Source organism: Streptomyces coffeae, assembly GCF_016741875.1.
Lineage (GTDB): Bacteria > Actinomycetota > Actinomycetes > Streptomycetales > Streptomycetaceae > Streptomyces > Streptomyces coffeae.
The window spans coordinates 16,420-39,060 of the sequence record NZ_JAERRF010000040.1 but is presented as its reverse complement, the minus strand read 5'-3'; the positions used below and the strand labels follow the sequence as shown (position 1 = coordinate 39,060).

20 protein-coding genes and 1 tRNA gene are annotated in these 22,641 nt (G+C 69.5%); 12 read left to right on the top strand and 9 right to left on the bottom strand.

From position 1 onward, the window contains the following. Positions 1–82: 82 nt before the first annotated feature. Positions 83–778 carry a histidine phosphatase family protein gene (locus tag JK363_RS37375; protein ID WP_201882435.1) on the bottom strand — a complete coding sequence of 232 codons (696 nt, stop codon included), beginning with the start codon at positions 776–778 and terminating at the stop codon, positions 83–85. 93 nt (positions 779–871) lie between these two features. Between JK363_RS37375 and corA the strand changes: the two genes are divergently transcribed. Beyond that, the gene (gene corA, locus JK363_RS37370) at positions 872–1,864 is read left to right on the top strand and encodes a magnesium/cobalt transporter CorA (protein ID WP_201882433.1); all 993 of its coding nucleotides are present in this window, start codon (positions 872–874) and stop codon (positions 1,862–1,864) included. Positions 1,865–1,987: 123 nt separating this feature from the next. Here corA and JK363_RS37365 read toward each other — a convergent pair whose 3' ends face one another. Together JK363_RS37365 and JK363_RS37360 are read right to left on the bottom strand one after the other, a co-directional pair. Beyond that, positions 1,988–2,785 carry a ferritin-like domain-containing protein gene (locus tag JK363_RS37365; RefSeq protein ID WP_201882431.1) on the bottom strand — a complete coding sequence of 266 codons (798 nt, stop codon included), beginning with the start codon at positions 2,783–2,785 and terminating at the stop codon, positions 1,988–1,990. 225 nt (positions 2,786–3,010) lie between these two features. Next, positions 3,011–4,060 (bottom strand): LLM class F420-dependent oxidoreductase, encoded by a 1,050-nt coding sequence (locus tag JK363_RS37360; protein ID WP_201882430.1) that lies wholly within the window; start codon positions 4,058–4,060, stop codon positions 3,011–3,013. A gap of 127 nt (positions 4,061–4,187) precedes the next feature. On the opposite strand from JK363_RS37360, the gene JK363_RS37355 reads away from it, so the two are divergent. Then, a complete protein-coding gene (locus tag JK363_RS37355) occupies positions 4,188–5,168 on the top strand; it encodes an aldo/keto reductase (RefSeq protein ID WP_201882428.1) in 981 nt (326 codons plus the stop codon). A 314-nt stretch (positions 5,169–5,482) separates the two neighbouring features. Then, complete coding sequence (locus JK363_RS37350; RefSeq protein ID WP_201882472.1) at positions 5,483–7,972, top strand: helix-hairpin-helix domain-containing protein; 2,490 nt, start codon at positions 5,483–5,485, stop codon at positions 7,970–7,972. Positions 7,973–8,431: 459 nt separating this feature from the next. Here the strand turns inward: JK363_RS37350 and JK363_RS37345 are convergent, their stop codons facing one another. Continuing rightward, positions 8,432–9,097 (bottom strand): hypothetical protein, encoded by a 666-nt coding sequence (locus JK363_RS37345; RefSeq protein WP_201882424.1) that lies wholly within the window; start codon positions 9,095–9,097, stop codon positions 8,432–8,434. Positions 9,098–9,144: 47 nt separating this feature from the next. On the opposite strand from JK363_RS37345, the gene JK363_RS37340 reads away from it, so the two are divergent. Next, a complete protein-coding gene (locus tag JK363_RS37340) occupies positions 9,145–9,333 on the top strand; it encodes a DUF5703 family protein (protein ID WP_201882423.1) in 189 nt (62 codons plus the stop codon). A gap of 117 nt (positions 9,334–9,450) precedes the next feature. On the opposite strand, the gene JK363_RS37335 is transcribed toward JK363_RS37340, so the two are convergent. Both JK363_RS37335 and JK363_RS37330 read right to left on the bottom strand, forming a co-directional pair. Further along, positions 9,451–10,374 (bottom strand): chaplin, encoded by a 924-nt coding sequence (locus tag JK363_RS37335; RefSeq protein WP_201882421.1) that lies wholly within the window; start codon positions 10,372–10,374, stop codon positions 9,451–9,453. 440 nt (positions 10,375–10,814) lie between these two features. Beyond that, positions 10,815–12,152: a M20/M25/M40 family metallo-hydrolase gene (locus tag JK363_RS37330; protein WP_201882419.1), complete on the bottom strand. Its 1,338-nt coding sequence runs from the start codon at positions 12,150–12,152 to the stop codon at positions 10,815–10,817. A 250-nt stretch (positions 12,153–12,402) separates the two neighbouring features. Between JK363_RS37330 and JK363_RS37325 the strand changes: the two genes are divergently transcribed. The 7 genes from JK363_RS37325 to JK363_RS37300 all read left to right on the top strand — a co-directional run bounded on the left by JK363_RS37325 (position 12,403) and on the right by JK363_RS37300 (position 16,309). Next, positions 12,403–12,487 (top strand) — tRNA-Leu (locus JK363_RS37325). A gap of 625 nt (positions 12,488–13,112) precedes the next feature. Next, positions 13,113–13,298 (top strand): hypothetical protein, encoded by a 186-nt coding sequence (locus JK363_RS37320; protein ID WP_201882417.1) that lies wholly within the window; start codon positions 13,113–13,115, stop codon positions 13,296–13,298. Between the two features lie 273 nt (positions 13,299–13,571). Continuing rightward, positions 13,572–14,150, top strand: coding sequence for an MPN domain-containing protein (locus JK363_RS37315; RefSeq protein ID WP_236076448.1), 579 nt, complete (start codon positions 13,572–13,574; stop codon positions 14,148–14,150). 5 nt (positions 14,151–14,155) lie between these two features. Beyond that, on the top strand, positions 14,156–14,584 hold the full coding sequence (locus tag JK363_RS43345; RefSeq protein WP_307822026.1) for an SgcJ/EcaC family oxidoreductase: 429 nt from the start codon (positions 14,156–14,158) through the stop codon (positions 14,582–14,584). Positions 14,585–14,602: 18 nt separating this feature from the next. Beyond that, positions 14,603–15,010 (top strand): VOC family protein, encoded by a 408-nt coding sequence (locus JK363_RS43340; protein WP_236076447.1) that lies wholly within the window; start codon positions 14,603–14,605, stop codon positions 15,008–15,010. A gap of 629 nt (positions 15,011–15,639) precedes the next feature. Then, on the top strand, positions 15,640–16,062 hold the full coding sequence (locus tag JK363_RS37305) for a hypothetical protein (RefSeq protein WP_201882413.1): 423 nt from the start codon (positions 15,640–15,642) through the stop codon (positions 16,060–16,062). Beyond that, positions 16,034–16,309, top strand: coding sequence for a hypothetical protein (locus JK363_RS37300; RefSeq protein WP_201882411.1), 276 nt, complete (start codon positions 16,034–16,036; stop codon positions 16,307–16,309). The genes JK363_RS37305 and JK363_RS37300 overlap by 29 nt, the downstream gene beginning before the upstream one ends. 1,189 nt (positions 16,310–17,498) lie before the next feature. On the opposite strand, the gene JK363_RS37295 is transcribed toward JK363_RS37300, so the two are convergent. Genes JK363_RS37295 through asnB form a run of 3 tightly spaced genes read right to left on the bottom strand, consistent with a single transcriptional unit; the run spans position 17,499 to position 21,020 of the window. After that, the gene (locus JK363_RS37295; RefSeq protein ID WP_201882410.1) at positions 17,499–18,440 is read right to left on the bottom strand and encodes a diiron oxygenase; all 942 of its coding nucleotides are present in this window, start codon (positions 18,438–18,440) and stop codon (positions 17,499–17,501) included. Positions 18,441–18,467: 27 nt separating this feature from the next. Beyond that, complete coding sequence (locus tag JK363_RS37290; RefSeq protein WP_307822025.1) at positions 18,468–19,169, bottom strand: methyltransferase; 702 nt, start codon at positions 19,167–19,169, stop codon at positions 18,468–18,470. A gap of 15 nt (positions 19,170–19,184) precedes the next feature. Then, a complete protein-coding gene (gene asnB / locus JK363_RS37285) occupies positions 19,185–21,020 on the bottom strand; it encodes an asparagine synthase (glutamine-hydrolyzing) (protein WP_201882409.1) in 1,836 nt (611 codons plus the stop codon). Between the two features lie 372 nt (positions 21,021–21,392). Between asnB and JK363_RS37280 the strand changes: the two genes are divergently transcribed. Beyond that, positions 21,393–22,634 (top strand): 3-deoxy-7-phosphoheptulonate synthase, encoded by a 1,242-nt coding sequence (locus JK363_RS37280; protein WP_201882408.1) that lies wholly within the window; start codon positions 21,393–21,395, stop codon positions 22,632–22,634. The last annotated feature ends 7 nt before the right edge of the window (positions 22,635–22,641 follow it).

Genomic DNA, 22,641 nt, shown 5'->3' with positions numbered 1-22,641 from the left:
CCGGTCACGGCGGTCACGGCGGGTGCGCGCCGCGGCACCACCCTACTGCGCACGGAGATCACGTCGCGCCCGCCCACGGCGATCACGGGGCTCCCGCGTCGCCGCCCACCGCCGCGTCCCCGCCCTGGTCGCCGGGCGGGTGCTCGCGCGGGACCAGACCCGCGAAGTCACCGGTGTCCCCGAGCCGCACGAGGAACGGCCGGGTCGGGGTGTAGCGGATCGCGGTGACCGAGCAGGGCTCGACCGAGATCCGCTGGAAGAGGTCGAGATGCAGCCCGAGGGCGTCCGCGACCAGCGACTTGATGATGTCGCCGTGCGAGCACATCAGGTAGACCGCGTCGGCCCCGTGCTCCGCCTCGATCCGGGCGTTCCAGTCGCGCACCGCGTCGACCGCCCGCGCCTGCATGGCGCGCATCGACTCACCGCCCGGGAAGGCGGCGGCCGAGGGGTGCTGCTGGACGACGTTCATCAGCGGTTCATCGGCGAGCTCGGCCAGTTTGCGCCCCGACCAGTCGCCGTAGTGGCACTCGCCGATCCGTTCCTCGGTGTGCAGGGGCAGCCCGGGGCGGGCGGTGAGCAGCGGGGCCAGCGTCTCCTGGCAGCGCTGGAGCGGGCTGGTGACGGCGGCGGCGAGCGGCAGCCGCGCCAGCCGTCCGGGCAGCGCCGCCGCCTGTGCGGCGCCGCGCTCGTCGAGGGCGACACCGGGCGTCCAGCCCGCGAGGACGCCCGCGGTATTGGCGGTGGACCGGCCGTGCCGTACGAGGATCAACGTGGGCATGCCTGCCACCCTACGGCCACGGACCGGCACCTCAGGGGGTGTGCCCGCATCCCTCCCCGGCCCCCCGTGCGCATCGGAGCCAAGGGCGGCAGAATGCCCCGCGTGATCGTGGACTGTGCCATCTACCAGGACGGGCGCCGCACCGAGGGGCCCGCCGACTTCTCCGACGCCCTCGACCAGGCGCGAGCGGCAGGTGACTCCTTCCTCTGGATCGGGCTCCATGAGCCGACCGAGAAGGAGTTCGAGCTCGTGACCAGCGAGTTCGGACTGCATCCGCTGGCCGTCGAGGACGCCCTGCACGCCCACCAGAGGCCGAAGCTGGAGGTGTACGACGACTCCCTGTTCCTGGTGCTCAAGCCGGTCCAGTACAACGAGACGGCGGGCACCGTCACCGCGGGTGAGCTCATGGTGTTCGTGGGTGACTCCTTCGTGGTGACCGTCCGGCACGGGGAGGCCAATCCGCTCAGCACGGTGCGGGAACGGCTGGAGCGGGCACCCGATGTGCTGCGCCACGGGCCGACGGCGGTCATGTACGCGGTCTCCGACGCGGTCGTGGACCACTACCTCGATGTCGCCGACGAGCTCCACGAGGACCTGGACGGGCTGGAGACCGATGTCTTCGCGCCGGAGAGCGCCACCGGGCAGAACACGGCGGGCAGGATCTACGCCTTCAAGCGCGAGGTGCTCGAATTCCGCCGGGCCACGGGCCCGTTGGCCGAGCCCATGGAGCGGCTGGCGGGCGCCGGGGTGCCGTTCGTCCACGAGGGCTCGCGGCCGTTCTTCCGCGATGTCAGCGACCATCTGACCCGGGTGAACGAGCACGTGGAGGGGCTGGACCGGCTGCTGTCGGACATCCTCGCCGCCCATCTCGCGCAGATGGGCGTACGGCAGAACGACGACATGCGGAAGATCTCGGCGTGGGCGGCGATGGCCGCGGTACCGACGCTGATCGCCGGAATCTACGGCATGAACTTCGACCACATGCCGGAGCTGAAGGAGCCGTGGGGCTATCCGGCGGTGGTGCTGCTGATGGTCGGTGCGATCACGCTGCTGTACCGGATGTTCAAGCGCCGCGGCTGGCTCTGATCGGGCGGATCGGCTTGCTCCGAGCGAGCGGATCAGGGCGCCCGCCCGTTCCGGCAGCCCGCCCGGATTCGACAGCCGCCCGGATTCGGCAGCCCGCCCGAGGGCTTGTCCGGGGCTTCTGCCTCAGGCGAACTCGGGAGCCTCGGAGGCACTGGTCGAGGGGCCGCCCAGGGCGTCCCGCCGCTCCGGCATCCGCAGCGTGACCATACGCCGCCAGCCGCCCAGCCGCTCGACGCCGTACATGGCGTGCACACCCGCCGCCAGCACCGCGGCCTTCGCCGTGGACCAGCCCAGGATGCGCCCCATATGGGACATCACGGCGAGGCTCACATCCCGGTAGACCCCCATCTCGGCCAGCGCGCTCTCCCGCAGCGTCCGCTGGATGGTCCGGCCGTAACCGGCGGCGGCCAGCCGCAGCAGTTCCTCATGGCAGTAGGCGAGGTGATTGTCCTCGTCGTTCGAGATCATCTCCACCGCGCGGCCGATGACCGGATGGTCACCGAAGTACTTGCGCAGCATCAGCATCTGGGCGGAGGCCCGCTGCTCGGTAACCCGGCTGTGGGCGAGATAGACGACGATGTCGTGCTCGGTCAGCATCTCGTCACGGCGCAGCTTGTCATGGGCCAGCCCGATGCCACGCGCCTCCAGCAGCATGGTGTAGTCGGTCTCGCGCGGGACCTCCATGGGCTCCAGTCCGCGCTTGCGCAGCAGGGCGTTGAAGATCCGGCCGTGCTTGTCCTCGTCGGCGCCATGCCGGGTGATCTTGGGCGCGAGGGCGCGCTGGCTGTCGGGCACGAGGGCGGCGATCCGACCGTTCTCCCAGCCTCCCTGGGCCTCGCCGCTGGCCGCGATGGAGCAGAAGAGCCGGAACGACTCGTCGTTGTCGAGAATCTCCTGGAAGACGCCTTTCGCCGAGATCATCTCTGCCACCTCCGTGCGCTCCATGCACGACATTCGCGCAGAAAAAGTCAAATGCCGGGGGTGCGCAGCGGCAACAGGGGAGGGGTCCGACTCGTCCGTACGGGCGATTCCGGAGAAGACCGGGCGGGCGTAACCAGCCGGGGGCACAGGCGTTGTGCACAGTGACGGCCGTGGCGGGGAAGACCCCCGAGCCCCCACCACGGCCGCAGGACTTCTTCGGCGGCCTTACGCCAGTCCGGCCCGGTCCAGCGCCTCGACGCCCGCCCGCAGACCGGCGAGCCGCTCCTCGAGCGTGAAGCCCGCGGGGGTCAGCGACAGGGTGGTGACCCCGGCCTGGGCGTACGCCTGCATACGGTCGGCGATGCGCTCGACGGGGCCGATCAGCGAGGTGGAGTCGATCAGCTCGTGGGGCACGGCCGCGGCGGCACCCTCCTTGTCGCCGCTGAGGTACTTCTCCTGGATCTCGGCGGCCTCCTTCTCGTAACCCATGCGCTGCGCCAGCTTGTTGTAGAAGTTCTGCTTGGCGCTGCCCATGCCGCCCACGTAGAGCGCGGTGTACGGGCGGAAGTGGTCGGCGAGGCCGCGGACGTCGTCGCCGACGGCCATCGGGACGGTGGGCACCACATCGAAGCCCTCGAGGTCCTTGCCGATCTTGGCCCGGCCCGCGCGCAGTGAGCCGAGGGTGGTCTCCTCGGCGTGCTCGGGGGCGTAGAACAGCACCAGAGCGCCGTCGGCGATCTCGCCTGTCTGCTCCAGGTTCTTCGGGCCTATAGCGGCGATGTACAGCGGGATGTGCTCACGCACCGGGTGCACGGTGAGCTTGAGCGGCTTGCCGGGGCCGTCGGGCAGCGGCAGCGTCCAGTTGTCGCCGTCGTGCGTCAGCCGCTGGCGCGACATGGCCTTGCGGATGACCTCCACATACTCACGGGTGCGGGCGAGCGGCTTGTCGAACCGCACGCCGTACCACCCCTCGGAGACCTGCGGGCCCGAGACGCCGAGGCCGAGGCGGAAGCGGCCACCGGAGAGCGTGTCGAGGGTGGCGGCGGTCATCGCCGTCATCGCGGGCGTACGGGCCGGGATCTGGAAGATGGCGGAGCCGACGTCGATGCGCTCGGTCTGCGCGGCGACCCAGGCGAGCACGGTGGCGGCGTCCGAGCCGTACGCCTCGGCCGCCCAGCAGACCGAGTAGCCGAGCCGGTCAGCCTCGCGGGCGACCGCGAGGTTGTCCGCGTCCATCCCGGCACCCCAGTAGCCGAGGTTGATTCCGAGCCTCATACCGCACCTCTTACCGATCAGTAACGTCCCTGTTCCGGGGACTCTAGCGCGCGGGACCGCGATACGTCAGGGGGAGGTTATCCACAGGCCGCCACGGCTCGCTTTCCGGCCAGTAATCTCGACGTTCATGGAGCAAAGGCACCTCGGCCGCACGGGCCTGCGCGTCTCCCGGCTCGGGCTCGGCACGCTCACCTGGGGGCGGGACACCGACGAACACGACGCCGCGGACCAGCTCAAGGCGTTCTGGGAGGCGGGCGGCACACTGGTCGACACCGCGGATGTGTACGCGGACGGCGGCGCCGAATACCTCCTCGGGCAGTTGCTGGAGGGGCTGGTGCCCCGGCGCGACCTCCAGATCGCCACGAAGGCGGGCAGCGTGCCCGATCCCGACCGGCGCTTCGACGGCTCGCGCGGCCATCTGCTCGCCGCGCTGGACGCCTCGCTGGAGCGGCTGGGCACGGACTATGTCGACCTGTGGCAGGTGCACGCCTTCGACCCGGTCACCCCGCTCGAGGAGACCCTCCAGGCACTCGACATCGCGGTCAGCAGCGGGCGGGCCCGGTATGTGGGCGTCTCCAACTTCTGCGGCTGGCAGCTCGCGAAGGCAGCAACCTGGCAGCTGGCTTCGTCCGGCGCCCACACCCGTCTCGCCAGCACACAGATGGAGTACTCCCTACTCCAGCGCGGCGTCGAGCGCGAAGTGCTGCCCGCCGCCCTCGACCTGGGGATCGGGCTGCTCCCCTCGTCACCGCTCGGCCGGGGCGTACTGACCGGGAAGTACCGCCATATGACCCCCGCGGACTCCCGCGGCGCCTCCGAGCTCGCGGCCTTCGTCGCGCCGTATCTCGACGAGGAGGCGAGCCGAGTCGTCGAGGCCGTCGCCATAGCCGCCGACGGGCTGGCCACCACCGCGCTGCATGTCGCCCTCGCCTGGGTCCGCGACCGTCCGGGCGTCGCCGCGCCGATCGTCGGCGCGCGCAACGCCCAGCAGCTGAGGACGGCGTTGTCGGTGGAGACCCTTAGTCTTCCGGACGAGATCTGCCAGGCGCTCGACGATGTGTCGGCGCCCGTGCACCGCTATCCCGATCAGGACTGGAGCACCCTGTGAGTACCGACCGCCTCGCCGGCGAGGCCGCCTCCGCGCCCGAGGAGGCCGACACGACCCCGCGGACGACCGCGCCGGAGGCCGGGGAAACCGGGGAAGCCAGGGGAGCCGGGGGACGGGCGGAATCGGGGGCGGAGCCAGGGGGTTCGGAGTCCGCCGCCGTCCGGGAAACCCCGGCGACCGGGGGCGATGCCTCCGCGGGGGCGGGGCCGGAAGGGGGCCGACCGGCGAGCCCGGACGTGGAGAACGCCGATGGGGCCGCGGGCGGCCCGAGCCCGGCCGCCGGGACACCCGCGGCCGCGACGGAGCCGGGGGGCATGGGAGCCACAGCGGCGTCGGGTGACCACGGTCCCGCCGCGGGCGGGGGGAGCGCGTCCCCGCAGGGGGCGGATGCACACACCGGCGGGGATGCCGATGCCGAGGGCTCGCCGAGCCCGGCCGCCAGGGCCGGAGCCACCACGCCGGAGCCGGCGGGCACGGGTGCCGCGGCCGGGGCGGGCAACGCCTCCGGGGAGGCGGGTACGGACACCGGCGCGGAAGCCGAACCGGGGGCGGATGCATCAGCGGGGGGCGATGCAGAGGGGGCCTCGAGCGACACGGCGGGCCCCGGTCGTGAGGGGACCGACCGCGCCAACGACCGCACAGGGCTGACGAACGCGGGCAACGGACCCGCGCCGGACCGGGCCTCGGCCGGAGCGGCAGCCGGGACCGATTCCGGAAACGCGGCGGCCGCCGCAGCGACCGAGGGACGGCGGTCGGCTGCCGCCGAGGCTCTGGCCGCCGCGGTGCGGGCCGTGGAGAGTGGTGAGCGGTCGGCGGCGTCGTTCTTCAACGAGCCCGCTCCGACCCGCCGTCCGGCGCCCAGCCCGGCGCCCGCCGCGCCCCGGCCCCAGCAGGCTCGCGCTGACGCCCCCGGCGGCGGGGGCGTCCCGACCGGCCCCGGCCCCGGCGGTGTGGTCCGGGCGGCGCCCCGGCCGGTGCGCGGGCCGGACGGCGAGATCGCGGGGGCTGCCGACGTCCGGCAGGTGCTCGCGGCGGGCGGGGCACCCGAGACGCTGGCCGGGCGAGTGGCCGAGGTGCTGGGCGAGCGGGCGGCCGAGGCCCTGCGCGAGGACCCCTGGCAGCTCTTGGCGGTCCCCGGGGTCCGCCACGACCAGGCCGACGGCTTCGCGCGCGGCCTGCTCGGCCCCGACTGCCGACCGGACGACGAGCGCCGTGCGCGGGCGCTCACCGGCTGGCTGCTGGAGCGCGCCGCTCTCGAGGGCCACACCGCACTGGAGTCCGGTGCGCTGCGCTCCGCGCTCGCCAAGGTGGCCGTACCCGACCCGGACGAGGCGCTGCGCACCGTGATCGCGGACGGCGAAGTGCTGGTGTTCCAGGACGCGCTGGACACTCCAGGAGCCGCCCGCCCCGCCACCGCCGAAGACGAAGAGGACGCCGAACAGCCCGTCCGGGTCCTGCTCGGCCTGGACCGCTACGCGCTGGCGGAAGAGAGCCTGGCCGACGGTCTGGCCCGGGTCGCCAGTACCTTCACCGGACCGTCGAGCCCCCCGGAGGGATCGGCGGACGATGCAGGGGCCGACGAGCCGGGCACCGGTGAGCCGAGCGCGCCCGGCTGGGAGAAGGCTGCCGCCGCCGCTCCGTCCCCCTCCGCCTCCGAGTTGATCCGCACCGTGGGGTCCCACGGCCTGGTCACCCACAGCGGTGGTGAGGTGGCCCGCGCCGAACCGGCGGCGCTGGTCGCCGCCGCCCGCGCGTTGGGCCTGCGGGCGTATGCGGCGGCGCACAGCGAGAACGGCAGACGGCGCCTGGCCGCGCTGATCGACACCGACCCGTCCGGTGCCGCGGCGCCGTCGGCCGTCACCGTCGCGGGGCTGCTGTCCGGCGGGGAGGGTCCCGGCCGCGACGAGGCGGGGGCGCTGGCGCTCGATCTGCTCGCCGTTCTCGACGCGCCGCAGCTCGACGTGGAGACGGCGGCGATGCTCGTCGAGTCGCTGCCGGACGGCGCACGGCTGGTGCTGAGCGGAGATCCCGGGGTCCTCTGGTCCGCCGGGCCGGGCCGGGTCTTCGCGGACCTGCTGGCAGCCCGCCGCTGCCCACAGGTCGTCTCGCGCACCCCCGACCCCGGGCCGATCGGCGAGCTGGTCTCGGGGATCGGTATCGGCGAGCTGAACCAGGTAGAGGCGCCGGGCAAGGAGGTCGTGATCGTGCCCGCGCGTGACGCGGGCGAGGCGGTGCACCGCACCGTGCAGTTGGTCGCCGACTCGGTGCCGCGCGCGATCGGCGTTCCGGCTGAGCAGACGCAGGTGATCACCCCGGGCCATGGCGGCGCCGCCGGGACGCGTGCGCTGAACAGCGCTCTCAAGAACCGGCTGAACCCCGGCCCCGGCCGGTTCGGCGGCTTCGATCCGGGCGACCGCGTGGCGTACACCCCGGCCCCGGGCCGCACCGTCCTGGCCACGGTGGTGTCGGCGGACGCCGACGGGCTGCGGCTGGACTGTGCGGGCACCCCCGTGGTGGTGGGCCGCGAGGAGGTCGGCGAGCTGCTGCGGCACGGCTGGGCGATCACCGCGCACCAGGCAGCCGGATCGCGCTGGCCCGCGGCGGTCGTGGTGCTGCCGGGCGACGCGGCGTCCGCCCTGACCCGGGCCTGGGTCTACACCGCGTTCAGCCGTGGCGAGCGCCATCTGTCCGTGGTCCACGGCGTGGATGCGGCGCTCCCCCGGGCGGTGGCGGAGATCCCGTTCAAGGACCGCACCACCCGCCTGCGCGCTCTGCTCGAGGCTCAGGTGCCACCGGCGGGCTGACAGGAGACCCCCGGGCCGGGCGCCGGGACGCGGCCAGCGGGACCCCGAACCCGTGCCCGCCCGGGGGCGGGCTTCCAAGGCGCCGAGCACCGGAACGGGTGCCGAGGACGGGCGGTATCCGGAGGCCACGGTCCGCCCGGCGCGCACCAACTGTGGGCGCCGGGTTGGGCAGGTCGCCGCGGGGACACGACGGTGCCCGGAACGGTGCCTGCCCGCCGACCGGGCTCCCACGGCACGACCACCGGAACCGGACGAGGAAGCCGGGCGCCAGGCTGCCCGGCGCGCGGGCTTCCACCTCGATCGAGGGGCGAGGCTGCGTTCCGGCCGGGGCACGCTGCCGTGCAGGGGCGCGCGATGACGCAGCGGACGCCCCCACAGCAGCTCGGGCCCGGCCTCCCCGTAGCGCGGAACCCAGGAACACAGGCTGGGACCAACGGCCCCCGCGCCCGGGAGCGCGGCTCAGCCTCCCGGGCCCAGCACCTCGAGGTCTTCCTCGCCCTCCTCGTCGAAGACCGAGCTGACGTCGAAGCGGCAGACCACCAACTCCGGGTCGGCCTGGTCGAAGGGGGCGGACAGCCACTCCCCCGGTTCGGCGGGCTCCTCCGCGGCCGCCACCCACAGGGTGGAGTCGCCCTCCTCCAGTCCGAATTCCTTGTGCCGGGAGGCGATCTCATCCGGCTCGAATTCGCCGAAAAGCACCCCCAGCGCGGAGTGGACGCTCTCCCCGACGGCGGCCGGTTCGCCGCCCAGCCGACCGTTTCCGGCGGCGGAGTCCGGGTCGAGATCGGCGATCCGCTGGGCCTGCGAGAGCAGACGCTGCGGTTCGGCGATCGTGTAGTCCCTCCGGATCAGTACGTTCAGCACGCTGGGCTCGTCCGGCCCGGCATAGGCCGGCAGGGCGTCGTCCCCGGGGATCTCGAAGGGGGTGACCTCGTCGTAGGCGTCGTAGAGCAGTTCGTCGTAGACCTCGGCTGCCGCTGCCAGTTCGTTGAACGCGGCATACACGGCTGGGTCTGCTTCCCCCGACCGGCGTTCGACAGCGTCGAGGTGACGATCCAGTGCGGCTTTCACCGCTTCGGCGGCGGCGCGTACCTCGGCAGCGGATGGCTGCGCAGCATCAGACATAGTGCAGACGCTATCCGTAGCAGGGCAGTTCCCGCACAATAGATGCGATGCCGGAATATGAATTCTGCGACGTGTATGTGCCGCGTGGGGTCTCCCGCAAGGCGGCTACCCGCATGCTCACCGACCATGCTGAATACGGACACTGGGAGTTGGATCGTCTGAGGCTCAACCCCGACGGCAGCCGCAGGGTGCGGCTGCGGCGGCGGATCATCCGCCAGCTGCGCGCCACCTGGTAGGGGCAGCGGAACGGGGAGCGGGCCCCGCGCCAGCGCGGGGCCCGCCGAAAGTCACATCGCCCTCACACAGCGTGGTGCAACGTGGCGATATGTGACGCATGACGCACGGAGCGTGGGTCAGCGCCGTGCCACACGGGCACGGCGGTAGAGCACCGTGCCCGCAAGGAGCATTCCGGCGGCGGCCGGAATGGCCAGATCAACCGGTCCGGCACCGGTGTGGGCCAGCTGCTCGTCGCCCGCGATGTGGGAACCACCGAGGTTCGAGGACGGGTCGGACCCGTGGACTCCGGTCTGCTCCTGGCCGCCGGGCTGGTCCGAGTCATCGCCGGGGTTGTTGTCCCCCGGGTTGTTCGGCTGACCCGGGTTGTTCGGCTGACCCGGGTTGTTGGGCTGACCCGGGTTGTTGGGCTCACCGGGGTTGTTCGGCTCACCCGGCTCATTGGGCTCGCCAGGCTCATTGGGCTCGTTCGGCTCACCCGGCTCATTGGGCTCGCCCGGCTCGTTCGGCTCACCCGGCTCATTGGGCTCACCCGGCTCGTTCGGCTCACCCGGCTCATTGGGCTCACCGGGCTCGTTCGGGACCGCCTCGACCACACCGCAGTCGCCGCCGTCCGTGGAATTCCCGACCGCGGCCACCCCGATGTTGTTCCCGCAGGCATTGACCGGAACGTGGACCGGCGCCTGGACATTGTTGCCGGAGCCGATCCCGGACGATCCCTCAGTGCCGCCCTGGGCCTGGGAGCCGCTGGTCGAGCTGGAGCCGCCAGAGCCACCGGAGCCGCTGCCCGAGCCACCGGCCCGCTCACCACCACAGCCCCCGCCACCGGCGCTGTTCATCAGGCCGACGACGGACACCGTGTTTCCGCACACGTTCACCGGCACGTGCACCGGCGCCTGGATCGAGTTGCCCGACACGATCCCCGGCGAGTTCGCGGCACCGCCGTCCGCCCCCGAGCTCGCGTGGGCGTAGCCACCGGTCACGGCCAGCACGCCGCTCGCCGCCACTACGGTGATCAGGCCCTTTTTCGCAACCTGTCGCATAACTTCTCGCTCCCCTGCCTTCCGTTCCGGCCGGGATGCGTGCGGGCGTCTCCGCCCGCACCCCCATGCCCGAGCCGCTCCGGAGCGCGTGGCACGCCCTCCGGAACCACCCGGGATCACATCCCGGTGGACCGTGACCCAATGTCACATGATCGATGCGGTAGTTGCCGAAGGCGGGGCACTGCCCCCACCCCCTTTTCGGCATCGCGGCCCCTGTCAGGTGCCGCACACACCATGTAACGAGGAGGGAGCAATCAAGCTATCAAGCTACGACAGCATTCACTCTTTTCGGTTCTTTCGGTATGTGTGATCGATTAGGCCGAACCGGTGCGAGTACGTAACCCCGTCGGCGTTCGCACCGGTCACAGCCATGATCAGCACGGAGCGCGGCAGAAACCGGGCCGCGCTCCGGCAGCGGTTGAGCAGTGATCAGCAAGGGTTCAGCAGGCGTCCAGGAACCGGTCCAGCACCCTCACGCCGAACTTCAGCCCGTCCACCGGCACCCGCTCGTCGACCCCGTGGAACATCCCGGCGAAGTCCAGCTCCGGAGGCAGCCGCAGCGGCGCGAAGCCGAAGCAGCGGATGCCGAGGTCGTCGAAGGACTTGGCGTCCGTACCGCCGGAGAGGCAGTACGGCACGGCGCGGGCGATCGGGTCCTCGGCCTTCAGCGCCGACTGCATCGCGTCGACCAGCGCTCCGTCGAAGCTGGTCTCCAGCGCCTTGTCCGCGTGCACATCCTCGCGCTTGACCCGCGGGCCGAGGATGCGGTCGAGGTCAGCGAGGAACTCCTCCTCGTACCCCGGCAGGAAGCGCCCGTCGACATGGGCGGTGGCCTGCCCCGGGATCACATTGACCTTGTAACCGGCGCCGAGCATCGTCGGCGAGGCCGTGTTCTGCAACGTCGCTCCGATGAGCTTCGCGATACCGCCGAGCTTGGCGAGCGTCTCGTCCATGTTCTCCGGGTCGAGCGGGGTGCCGAGTGCGTCGGACAGCTCGTCCAGGAACGACCGCACGGTCTTGGTCACCCGCACCGGGAACTTGTGCCGCCCGAGTCGGCCGACCGCCTCCGCGAGCTCCGTGATCGCGTTGTCGTTGTTGGTCATCGAGCCGTGCCCCGCGGTGCCCTCCACCGTGAGCCGCATCCAGTGCATGCCCTTCTGGGCGGTCTCGATCAGATACAGCCGCAGGTCCTCGTTGACGGTGAACGAGAAGCCGCCGACCTCGCCGATCGCCTCCGTCACGCCCTCGAAGATCTCGGGGTGCTCATTGACCAGATGGCGCGCCCCGTAGACCCCGCCCGCCTCCTCGTCGGCGAGGAAGGCCAGCACGATGTCGCGCGGGGGCTTGCGGCCGGTGCGCAGCCGGTCACGTACGACCGCGAGCGTCATCGCGTCCATGTCCTTCATGTCGACCGCGCCCCGGCCCCAGACACAGCCGTCCACGATCTCCCCCGAGAAGGGGTGGTGGGTCCAGTCCTCGGCGTGGGCCGGCACCACATCGGTGTGGCCGTGGATGAGCAGCGCCGGGCGGGAGGGATCCTCGCCCTCGATCCGTGCCACGGTCGAGGCCCGGCCCTTGTGCGACTCGAAGATCTTGGGCTCGAGCCCCACCTCGGCCAGCTTCTCGGCGACGTACTCGGCGGCCACACGCTCGCCGGGCCCGGAGTGGTCACCGTAGTTACTGGTGTCGATACGGATCAGATCGCGGCAGAGGTCGACGACCTCGTCCTCGCCTCTGACCGCACCGGCCGTCGTCGCGTCCGAAAGCGACTCACTCACGCTGCCTCCTCCTGTTCACTGCCGCGGGGCGCCGCCCGCACCCGGGCCGGCCCGCGACGGGTCCACGAGCCATACTCCCTCGCCCGCCCGTCCAGCCCAAGGCGGCAATACGGTCGTCATGCCCCTGTAAACGCTCCCGCCGCCCCGGCGGGAGCCGTGCAGGGCGGGCGAGCACGTGTGATCGAGCACGCCCGGATGTTTGCTATGGTTTCCACGTCGGAACGGCCGCGGGCCGAACGACAGACACCTGGTCCGGGTGGCGGAATGGCAGACGCGCTAGCTTGAGGTGCTAGTGCCCTTTATCGGGCGTGGGGGTTCAAGTCCCCCCTCGGACACGCATCATTCCCCCACGGTTGCTCGTCGACCGTGGGGATTTTTCATGCGTCGGGTCGAGTGTGACCTCGGCACGCACGGTCGCTCATCGCGGGACATTCTGGCGCCGGGCCCCTTCGACACCGTGCGGGCCCGGCTTCGACTCTGGCCCGGCGCGTTTGGGTCTCGGCCATCCACAGGGTGATGAGGGTGGGGTCGGCGCCTGCGTCGAGGGCGGCCCGGTGGGTGGCCAGCTTGGCATCGCAGTCGGCGACGACCTCACGGGCAGCGGCGGCAGCGGGCTCTTGGTCGGGTGACGCTGCGGCTGTCGCCATGAGGTCGATGGCGTCGTTGAGGAATAGCTCCGCCTTTCTCAGAGAGCCAGCCCGCTCGGCGTGGCGGGCGAGCATCCGCTACAGGACCTCAGCGGCGGCTTCCGGAGGCGCTTCGGCCTCGCACGGGAGGGACCGTGCGATGTCCACGGTGCGCGGCGCCGAACGGTGGCTTGAGCTTTCAAGTTTCTTCCCTCAGGATATGTTTGGTCTCAAACAACTTTGAGCGCTTCGCCGTTCACACCCCCCACCCATGGAGTGTCACGATGTCTGCAGTTTCCGAGACAGCTTCAGTCCGGCGCGGCCCCTCGCCGTGGTGAGCGGCGTACTCGCGGCGATCGCCCTGTCGGCCCTGGCCAACGCTTTGATCGCGGTCGACTTCCTGCTCTTCGACGCCGGTGATGTGACCGGTACCGCGGCACTGCCGCCGATGCACGTCATGGTGGCCGTGATCGCCGCCACCGCGTACCGCAGGGTCATGCCGCTGCCCTCGGCCGGCTGAACGCGCTCCCTGCCTGCTCGGGCACCCCGGCCGCCGCGCGTTGCCGGATTGTCCGCGCCACCGGCCGGGCGGGCCCCCGGGTGTCACGCCGGTCGCACAGCGGCCGTGCGGGGCGCCGGCCATCTCGAAACCCACAGCTATTGAGAATTCAAAGACATGCCCCATGCTGCGGGGCACCGACGTCGACAGAGGAATCCTCGACCACCCCCACGGAAAGCGTGTTTTGCCATGCCCTTATCAGATATATCGGCCCCCGGCCACGGGACCGTCCTCATGGACGACCGCGCCCTCGATGAGTTCCTCGTCGCGGCCGTCGGCCAGTACCAACTGATCACCCCCGAGGCTCCGTTACCCTGCTTCGCCCTGCTCGTGGGCACCTCCGGCGAGACGGCCCACCACGTGCGGCGGGTCACCTTCGGCCGCAACGCCCGCACCACTGACCCAGCCGCCCGCAGCGAGTTCGCCGAGTCGATCATTCCCCGCTTCGGCCCCGCGTACGAGAACGAGTCCCGCGGCTGGTGGATCGATTCACGGGATCTGCTGACCGCCACCCGCGCGGCCGAGGCCGAGGGGCTGGAGATCCTCGGATCCATCCACATGCACCCCGACTGGCACCGCATCGGTCCACAGGCCGAACGAGGGCTCACGCTCAGCGAGTACCCGACACCGATGGACCAGCATGTCTTCGGCCACACCGGCTGGCCCGTCAACCTCATCTGCTATCTGGAGCGGCGCGGCGGCGCCGTCTATCACGCTCTCGCCGCCTGGGCCCCGACCGTCCGGCCGGAAGGCGGGTGCGTCGAGGTTCCGCTGCGGATCCGCACCGCCGCGATGACGAGCGCGGGAGCGTGAGCCCAGTGACCACCACCACCGACGACGAACGCGTCCGCGCCCTGTGGGACGCCATGACCCGTGCCTGGGCCGCCGGTGACGCCGGCGCCTTCGCCGCCGTCTTCGCGGAGGACTGCGACTTCACCACGGTGCGCGGCGAGAAACCGCCCGGCCGGGCCGGTATCGCCGCGGGCCACGATCAGCTCTTCCGCACTGCCTTCCACGCCACCCGCCTGGAGGTGCGCATCCGGTCCGTCCGCCTGCGGAGGCCGGACCTCGCCACGGTGGACGTGGAGTCCAGCGTGGTCGCGGCCGACGGAAAGACGGTCGCCGACACCCATGCCCTCGCCGTCGTGGAACGCCTCGCGCACGACGGCGACGACGGAACCTGGCTCATCACCGCCTTTCACAACATGATCCCAGCCCCCCGACCGGCCACCCCTCCAGCCACCTGATCCCTGAGGAGTCCACACATGTCCACCACCCCCAAGAAGCCCAAGCTGCGTCACCTGGCCCTCGTCGCCCGCGACCCCGAGAAGCTCGCCGAGTTCTACAGCGGGATCTTCGACATGGAGATCTTTCACCGGGACCCCGACGGCAGTTGCTTCCTCTCCGACGGGTACTTCAGTCTCGCCCTGATCAAGCACCGCCTCGACGGCGAAACCCCGCTGGGCATGAACCACTTCGGCTTCCATGTGGCCGACACCGCCGAGACCTCGGCCGCTCTGGTCACCGCAGGAGCCGAGGAGCCCGCCGAGCGCTTCACCAACCGTCCCTTCGCGGAGTACCGGGCCATGGACCCCGAGGGCAACTGGTTCGATCTGTCCGCCCACGGCTTCGGCGGCCCCCGTCCCTCGGGCGAGTCGGACGACGACCAGTGACCGGGCGCCCGGAAGTGCCGGCCCCTGATCGCGGTGGCCAAGGCGTCGGCGAGGCTCCGGTCGTCGAGTACGGCGATGAAGTCCTCCATGTCCCGGTAAGCATCATGTGACCCCGCGCATGCCACATGCAGCCACCGCTCGGCGTCCTCCGGCTCGTCTCCATACCAGACCTCCCCGGAGTCCGCCGTCACCAGTCGGCACTCGCCGGTGTTCAGGTCGACCCAGCCACCTTCCCAGGCGGGATCGCCTTCCAGCAGGCCGGAGAGTTCGTCCAGGTCGACAGACAACGGACGCAGGAGAGGGGTGACGCCACCGATCGCAGCGTCAAGTTGATCTGCCAGTACCTCATCGCCTTCCCCATTCCGCGCATGCAGCGCCGCCGAGCATCGCACCGCCGTAGTGACCTGCCGTCCGCCGCGTAGCAGGCGGCACGGAGCGCCGCCAGATCGTGGTCGCTCCAGGCACCGTTCATGCCCGCGCCCACACAGCGCGCCCCGCGACCCGTTCTGCCGTCATCGTCATCATCGTCCCGCCACCGGTCATGGCGACTCATCCCTACGGACGACCGGCAGCATGCGCCCCGGCTCGACGGCGTTCGGCCGCAGGCGGCGGCCAGTAGGGTCCCGCAGGTGAGCGAGTACCAGCACTTCGAGTTCCAGGTCCTCGAGCGGCCACTGAGCCGCGAGGAGCAGGAACAGCTTCGCGGCCGCCTGTCCACCCGGGCGCGGATCACCGCGACAAGCTTCACCAACACCTACCAGTGGGGGAACTTCCGCGGCGAGCCGCGCCGCATGATCGAGCGGTACCTCGACGCCCACCCGTACGTCACCAACTGGGGTACGCACCGGCTGATGCTGCGGCTGCCCATGCAGCGCCTGCCGCTGCGCACCGTCCAGCCGCACTGTCTCGACGACCACGTCGACGCCTGGAACACCCGCACGCCTAGCGTCCTTGATCTGACCAGCGAGGATGAAGGAGGCGACTGGGCGGAGGGCGCCGACGACTCCCTGACCGCGCTCATCGATGTACGCGACCGAACTCGCCGCGGGTGACCCGCGGTCCCTGTATCTCGCCTGGCTGTCCGCCCTCGCCACGTGGGAACTGCAGGACGACGACGAAGAGGAGTACCAGGCCGTCACCGAGCCTCCCGTCCCGGCCGGCTTCGCCGATCTCACCGCCCCGCAGCGTGCGCTGGCGGACTACCTGCGAGTCGATGCCGACCTGCTCTCCATCGCCGCACAGGCCAGCCCCGCCGCCCCCGAGCGCACGGCCACACGAAGAAGGAACTCCAACTCCTGATCGCCGCCCTGCCGACAAAGGAAAAGGACGCGCTTCTGCTCCGGCTGGCCCTGGGACTGCTCGACGCCCCCACACTCGCCGCACTGAACGCCGCCGGCGTGAACAACGCCGAAAGGCCGAAGCCCGCGCCCAGCACCTGACGGCCCTACCGCGTCGGCAGCGGAGCGGACTTCCGGCAGCACATCACACGCCTGCGTGAGACGTACCAGCGCCGCCCCGGCCTCATCCACCGCCTGAACACCCACAACCTCCGGTAACGGACGGCACGGACGTCGAACTCCGGATAACGGCTCGGCGGCGGCTCGGGCGATCATCAAGAGCCTGAGCGATCTGCTTCAGCGCCACGCCAACGAACGACGACGCTCTGACGCCTGTCCTGTCGATCTCCGGAGCCGTCTCCGAGGCCAGCCAGGGCCGGGTGCTCTGTCAGGGGGTTCCAAACCGCGGCTACAGCAATGCCAGCACATTCGTGAGAGGCGTGAGCCGTGGGGCATTGGTCCAAGTCCCCCCCGGTCGAGTACTCACTCCATCACAAGGATTCAGAGTCCTTTAAGGAATAGGGTGGTCGCGATTCACGGGTCCTGCGCCGCCGGCGCCGGGACGCGTACTGTCCAGCAGCGATCTGCTCTCCTCGCGCGCTGAAGCGCCCCAGAACAACGGGGCCGAGTGCGCCATGAGCACGGCTGCCGCCCACCGGGGCTCCACGATGAGGAGGCCCTGGCGACCGGCCCACGGTGTGCAGGGTTGTTCCCACGGCTGTGACTGTGGTGCAGCGGGCCGATTCGGCACGCACATAAAATGGACAACAAGGTCACAATCTGCCCGACTGGTGCGAGAGGGAGTGAGCCTGTCGAAGCCGGCCGAAGTGTGGAGCACGAAGTCCGTGGTGGACGCTATGGGCAGGCGGGTCCTCAGGCGGAGCCGTCGGTTGTCCTGATCCTGTACGGGTTCGTCGAAGCGGAAGCTGTGGTCCAATTCGGCCGCGCGCTCAAGCCACCTCCGCAAGTTGTCCATCCACAACGCGGGCCGCGCGTGGGTGAACTCCGTGGCGTTCGCCGGCGGTGCGGACAGTAGGGCGAGTATGTAGTCGTTGATCACCACGGTCTCCTGCCTCTGCGGATCGGGACGGCGACACGCCTGCCGGCACGAAGGACCACATGCCCAACTCCGCACGCCCACAGCCGATTGGTCATGCGTTCTGACGCAGACCGTGCTTGTCGAACGCTGCGGAGATCGCCGGGTCGGAGAACACACCTTCCTGGGCCAGCATCCTCAGCGTGGGGGCCGCATTGTCGACAAGGCTTTCGCGGACCCGTGGCAACTCCACGGTCTCGGCCACCACGCGCGCTGGATCTCCAAAGACGTCAGGGTAGCCGGCGAGCATGTGCGTCATCGCAACCTCGTCCGGTCGCAGAAACGCCAGAATGATCTCGGGCAGCATGGCCCCGATCTTGGTCTGGAGTGGAGCCGGCATCTTCGGCCAGAGCGACTTGAACAGACGTCGGAAGTAGGCATGGTGCAAACCCTCGTCCGTCGCGTGGTCGGCGGCCAGTTCCCGTACCGCCTGCTGCACCGAGGGATCCTTCGGTAACTTGGTCAGACTCCCGGTGATCAACGTCTCGGATACGATGGAAAAAAACAGCTTCACAAGGGGCCGGTACACCGGAAGTTCCGCCGCATACAGGCGAGAGAGTTCCTGCAGGAAGTACGGCCTGTGTTGAATCGGTTCCACACCGGTGTGATCCCGGACCGTCGTCAGCAGGGCGTGCGACATCTCCGCGTGGGCTGCCTCGTCGGTGTAGATGCGGAGGAGGTCTTCCTTCATCTGCGCGGGCAGCCACGGGCAGAAATCTGGTGAGTGCAACAGTAGGCATGTCTCGTTCACCGGCCCCAATTCCAGCTGAACCGTGAACTCCAGGTAAACGTAGAGGGAGTGCACAAGAATCTCCTCCCGGACCTGTTGCGGGGCTGCCCGAACCTCCGGGTGAGCGAGCAGCGGGCACAGGTCGGGGGAAAAGTAATGCAATCCACTCGCGAACGCTACGTTCCTGCGCGGTTTCGATCGCACCCAGGACCGGTTATCCCACTGTTCGAAAAGTGAAGGGTAGCCGGATTCTTCTGTTCGGTTCACTGGATCCGTCCCGTCTCCATTCTTCCTTCAGCTCGCGGGCCGATCTGCCACATGAAACTCCAGCAACTGGTATTCGACATCGGCGAGGTGAGGGTGCTGTGCCGCGTGTAGCTGCTCGAACCGCAGTCCCGCGTTGTCGGCAACCTCGGTGAGGAGTTCGCGATTTCCCATGTTGCTGTAACCGAGCAGGAGTCGGCCGCCGGGTTCCAGATGGTCGGCCGCTGACCGCAAGAACTCCTGGTGCATGACGTATCCGGGGTCGAATATCGCGTGGTGCAGGGGAGTCTCGTGCGCAAAGTCCGTCGACGGTTCAATAAAGCTGGAACTCCAGAACACCAGGTCGAAGCGCGTATGGCGGTCCAGTGCGGAATACATGTCGCTGTGCAGTACATGCACCCGGTCGGCGACACCGTGCCGCGCCACATTCCGTCTGGTGTTCTCCACAGCTGTCTCGTTGATGTCCAGCGCGGTCACCCGAGCACAACCGCTGAGTGCCGCGGTCACGGAGATCACGCCGGCTCCTGCTCCGATCTCCAGGAAACTGCCGCCCGCGGGGTAGGGAAGCCACTCCGCGTAGATTTCCGTGGACGGGCAAAGGGTCGGCGAGAAAACCCCCTCCAGCAGCTCATATTCGCGGCCGCTCAAGGTGAAGGTGGAATCACGGTTCTCGGTGTCTGCGTTCATCCGGAGCAGGTTGTAGCCCCGGGTCAGACTGAGCTCGTCGCTCACTGGTCCTCCGTACGGTCAGTACCGCAGTTCCGGGTTGCGGATCTCGAACCACACAGCCAGGTCCAGGGCCTTCTCGAAAGCCGCTCGCGGGGCGCCGGCGATCTGGTGCGGCGACAGCTCGGCCGCCTCGGCGAGCTTGGTCCGGTCGAACAGATCGAATACCGGGCTGTTCGGCTCTTTGAGCAGGATCTTGACCTGCTCTTGCAGTGCGTCGCAGTACAGAGTGTCCTGGGTGGACGGGTAGGGACTCTTGCGGCGCTCCACCACCGACCGGGTCACCACGTCCTTGACCGAGGCGCGCAGCAGGCTCTTTTCCCTGCCGTCGAAGGTCTGCATCGTCCACGGCACGTTGTACAGGTACTGGGCCAGGCGGTAGTCGCAGAACGGCACCCGGGTCTCCAGGCCCACCGCCATCGCCATCCGGTCGACGCGATCCTCCAGCACACGCATGAAGTGGTTCAGCCCCAGGTGCAGCGACCGCCGGTACATCCGCTGTTCCTCGTCCTCGCCGTCCAGGTACGGCACGCGCGCGGTTGCCTCCCGGAAGCAGTCGGCTGTGTAGGCATCGGCGTCCAGAGCGGCCTGGAACTCGCCTGTCAGGTAGGCGGAGCAGTCGACCCGCTTGAGCCAGGTGGTGTGCCACGGGAAGGTACTGCCGTACCTCGCGGCTTTTGACTGATGCCAGACGTGGCCGGCGAAGATCTCGTCGGCGGCCTCGCCGCTGAGCGCCACGGTCACGTGCTCACGTACGGCTTTGAACAGCAGAAACATCGAGCCGTTGATATCGCCCATACCCCAGGGAAGATCCCACGCCGCCACAACGGAGCGCCGGAGGTCGGGGTCGGACAGCCTGCGATGGTCGAGCACGATGTCGTGATGCTCGGAACCAATGTGCGCGGCCATTTCCTTGGCGTACGGCGCGTCGGCGGAGTCGGCCATCTCATGGGGCTGGAAGTTCTCGCTCTGGCCGGGGAAGTCCACCGAGAAGGTACGGGCCCGCTCCCCCTTGGCGGTCAGGTGCCGACTGGCGAGCCCCGCCAGCGCACTGGAGTCGAGGCCGCCGGAGAGCAGGAGGCCCAGCGGCACATCGGCGACCAACTCGTGCCGCACGTTGTCTTCCACCATCTGCCGTACCCGGGCCACCGTCGTGTCCAGGTCGTCGGTGTGCTCCTCGGCGGACAGCTGCCAGTAGGTGTGCTCGCGCAGCCCGTTGCGGTCGAACTCGATGACCGTCCCGGGCGTCATCACCTTCATGCCGGCCCATACCGCGTTCTCGGAAGCCGTGAAGAAGCTGAAGAGCTGGCGCATTCCCTCCATGTCCACGACAGACTTGACGTCAGGATGCGCGAGAATCGCCTTGGGTTCAGATCCGAAGAGCAGGCCGTCCTTGGTCCGGTAGTAGTGCATGGGCTTCGTTCCCATGCGGTCCCTGATCAGAGTGAGCCGCTCGTACCGGGAATCCCACACCGCGATGGCGCACATTCCCACCATTCGTTCCGCAATTGCAGAACCCCATTCGAGGTATCCGCGCAGCACGACCTCGGTGTCACTCCTGGTACGGAATTTGTGACCCCGTTTGCACAGTTCATCGCGCAGGTCGACGAAATTGTAAGTCTCACCGCTATAGCTCAGAGTGACGGGCCCTCCGGGCGTATCCACCGTCATGGGCTGTGTCCCACCAGGCAGATCGATGATCGACAACCGACGGTGTCCGAGGGCCGCGTGCCTCGACAGCCACTGCCCGGAAGCGTCGGGGCCGCGGCAGGTCATGGAGTTGGTCATTCCCTCAAGAATGCTCTCCTCATGCGAGAGGTCCTGACGAAAACTGACCCATCCGGCGACACCGCACATCTGCCGTCCTCCTGGAAAGTTCGCTGGTCGCTGGCCTCGGAACGCCATGCAAGTGGTGGCCTGCGCACGACGGGGAATTCCGCAATTGCGGACGCTATACGTGAGAAAAGTACCTTGCGTGAGCGAAGCCGCACAACTACGTACCTCAAAGTGCGTGGCCATGGCCGAACGGCGGCACCAGTACCTGGGCGGGAGGTCACCCAGCCTTTAATGAGTGCCCGCGTCCTTAATGAGTGCCCGCACGTGAAGCGCCTTGCGCCTTTCGCGTACCTCAAGGTACCTACTTGAATCCGGATTGAACGGGATGTTCAAATAATCTTGGCCTGCGCCACAAGGGTCATACGCAGGAAGAGGGGAATAGTGGGACGCCTTATGCCGATCTCGACCCGCATCGGAGAACAATGGTCCCTTGCACGGGAAAGGACCACGCTAAAGACGTCGCCCACCGCTGACTCCCTGCCCGCCGCCCAGCAGCCCAACTGGCCGGACCCGGTCACGGCTCTTGCCATCCGCCGACGATTGTCGGCGCTGCCGGCCCTGGTCAGCGCCGACGAGGCCGGAGACTTGCTCGTACGAATGGCCCAGGTGCAGCGCGGTGAGGCATTCCTGCTGCAGGCAGGTGCCTGCGCGGAACCCTTCGGCAGGCATGCGGTGCGCAGCGCTGAGAGCGATCACCAGCTGATCAGCAGGATGGCCGACACCGTCACTGCCCGGCTGAAGCTCCCCGCACTGGCCATCGGGCGGGTGGCCGGCCAGTTCGCCAAACCACGGTCACAGCCTGTGGAGACGGTGGACGGGACGGCGTTGCCGATCTTCCGTGGTCTGCTGGTCAACGGGTCCGAGCCCGACGTCCGGAGCAGGCGCTCCGATCCCTTCCGTATGCTCGCCGCGTACCAGACCGCTCGCATGGTGCTGGACCGGTTACACCGACTCGACGCCGCGACGGGGCGGGACCGCTTGTGGGTGAGCCACGAGGCGCTGGTACTCGACTACGAGGAGCCCCTCACCCGGTTCGACCCGGTCACAGGCGAGTGGTTCGCCGGTTCGACGCATCTGCCGTGGATCGGCGAGCGGACCAGGCAGCCCGGCTGGGCTCATGTGTCCCTGCTGTCGGCCGTGATCAATCCTGTCGCATGCAAGGTCGGCTCCGGCATCCGCAACGAGGACTTGCTGGAGCTGTGCGAGCGCCTCGATCCGCACCGGCGGCCTGGGCGGCTCACGTTGGTCGCCCGACTCGGCGCGCGGCGGGTTCGGGAACGGCTCCCGGAACTCATCAACGTGACACGCCGTTCAGGCCACCCGGCGACATGGGTCTGCGATCCCATGCACGGCAACACGGTCGTCACCTCCAACGGGATCAAGACCCGGCACGTCAAGGACATTCTGGACGAACTCACCGGGTTCTTCGAGGTTCTGGGACGCGCGGGTCAGTGGCCCGGTGGAGTGCATCTCGAGGTCACCGGCGACCGTGTGACCGAGTGTGTCGGCCCTGGCGGCCCTGACAACGAAGCTGATGTGGCAATCGGCTACCGGTCGCTGTGCGATCCCCGTCTCAACGACACGCAGGCGATGCATGTGATCGAAGCGGTGGCGGATCTGGCCGCCCGTCACTGATCCGAAC